This is a genomic window from Streptomyces sp. NPDC102402 (assembly GCF_044765765.1).
Taxonomy (GTDB): domain Bacteria; phylum Actinomycetota; class Actinomycetes; order Streptomycetales; family Streptomycetaceae; genus Streptomyces.
In genome coordinates, this window is sequence record NZ_JBIWKR010000045.1 from 1 (window position 1) to 2,028 (window position 2,028).

A 2,028-nucleotide genomic window follows, 5' to 3' on the forward strand; every position below is an offset into this window, starting at 1 on the left:
CGTGGTGAGGGCGGGCTGGAGCGGTTCCTGGCCTCCGCGGCGGAACTCTTCGTCCGTGGGACGGACATCGACTGGACCGCCCTGTTCGAGGGGACCGGGGCCCGCACCGTCGACCTCCCCACCTACGCCTTCCAACGCACCCGACACTGGCTCACCGCGGAAGACCCCGCGGAGCACGGCCGGCTCTCCGTGGCCGACGCCGACGAGACCCTGCTCAGCCGAGAGCTGCACGGCCGCACCGAGGCCGAACAGCTCGACCACGTGCTGGAGCTGGTGCGTGTCCAGGCTGCCGCTGTGTGCGGCCGTGCCACCGGCGATTCGATCGCGTCCGGGAAGACCTTCAAGGAGCAGGGCTTCGAGTCCGTCAACGGCATCGAACTGCGCAACCGGCTGCGGGCTGCGACCGGCCTGCGCCTGCCCACCACCCTGATCTACGACCACCCGACCCCTCTTGCCGTCGCCCGGCTGATCCGGGACGCGGCCGCTGAGGCTGCTGGCGAGGCTCCGGCCGCGCAGCCCGCGGCCCCCGCCCGGGTTCCGGCCCGCTGTGAGCAGCCGGCTCCTGACCAGGACGAGGACGCCATCGCGATCGTGGGGATGGCGTGCCGTTTTCCGGGTGGGGTGGGTTCACCGGAGGCGTTGTGGGAGTTGGTGTCGTCGGGGGTGGACGCGGTGTCGCCGTTCCCGGGGGACCGTGGGTGGGATGTGGAGTCGCTGTTCGATCCGGAGCCGGGTGTTCCGGGGCGTTCGTATGTGCGTGAGGGGGGTTTCCTTCACGGGGCGGGTGAGTTCGACGCGGGGTTCTTCGGTATTTCGCCGCGTGAGGCGGTGGCGATGGATCCGCAGCAGCGGTTGCTGCTGGAGACCTCGTGGGAGGCGCTGGAGCGGGCGGGTGTTCCGGCGGACTCGCTGAAGGGCTCCCGCACCGGCGTCTTCGTCGGCGCCATGACCCAGGAGTACGGACCGCGCCTCCACGAGGACGCCCGGGGGTACGAGGGCTACCTGCTCACCGGCAACACGGCCAGCGTCGTGTCCGGTCGTGTGTCGTATTCGTTGGGTCTTGAGGGTCCGGCGGTGACGGTGGACACGGCGTGCTCGTCGTCGTTGGTCGCGCTTCATCTCGCTGCGCAGTCGTTGCGTGCGGGTGAGTGCGATCTTGCTGTGGCGGGTGGTGTGACGGTGATGGGGACTCCGGGGATGTTCGTGGAGTTCTCGCAGCAGCGGGGTCTGGCTTCGGACGGCCGGTGCAAGGCGTTCGCGGAGGGTGCGGACGGCACTGGTTGGGCCGAGGGTGTGGGTGTGCTGTTGGTGGAGCGGTTGTCGGATGCGGTGGCCGGGGGTCGTCGTGTGCTGGCGGTGGTGCGTGGTTCGGCGGTGAATCAGGACGGTGCGAGTAATGGGCTGACGGCGCCGAACGGTCCGTCGCAGCAGCGGGTGATCCGGGCGGCTCTGGACAGTGCCGGCCTGGGTGCGGGTGATGTGGATGTGGTGGAGGCGCATGGGACGGGTACCCGGTTGGGTGATCCGATCGAGGCGCAGGCGTTGCTGGCGACGTATGGGCAGCGTTCGGCTGAGCAGCCTTTGTGGCTGGGGTCGTTGAAGTCGAACATCGGGCATGCGCAGGCCGCGGCCGGTGTGGGTGGTGTCATCAAGATGGTGATGGCGCTCCAGGAGGGTGTGCTGCCCAGGACTCTGCATGTGGATGCTCCGTCCTCGCAGGTGGACTGGGACAGCGGTGCTGTGTCCCTTCTGACGGAGTCGCGTGCGTGGCCGGAGACGGGGCGTCCGCGTCGTGCGGGTGTGTCCTCGTTCGGTGTGAGTGGCACCAACGCGCACGTCATCCTCGAAGAGCCGCCCGCGCGGGAGCTCGTGCCCGAGCCGGCGACCCGTGAGTTGCCTGTGGTGCCGTTGGTGGTGTCCGCCAGGTCGGCGACCGCTCTGGAAACACAGTCCGGCCGGTTGCGGGCCGCGCTGGAGGGTGTGGGTGGGCCGGGTCTGGTGGATGTGGGGTATTCGCTGGTGTCGTCG

The 2,028-nt window shown here is 69.6% G+C and carries 1 protein-coding gene; it reads left to right on the forward strand.

Going from position 1 to position 2,028, the window contains the following annotated elements:
* Positions 1-2,028: type I polyketide synthase (locus ACIRJR_RS37090; protein WP_403789195.1), on the forward strand; the 2,028-nt coding region annotated here is incomplete at both ends.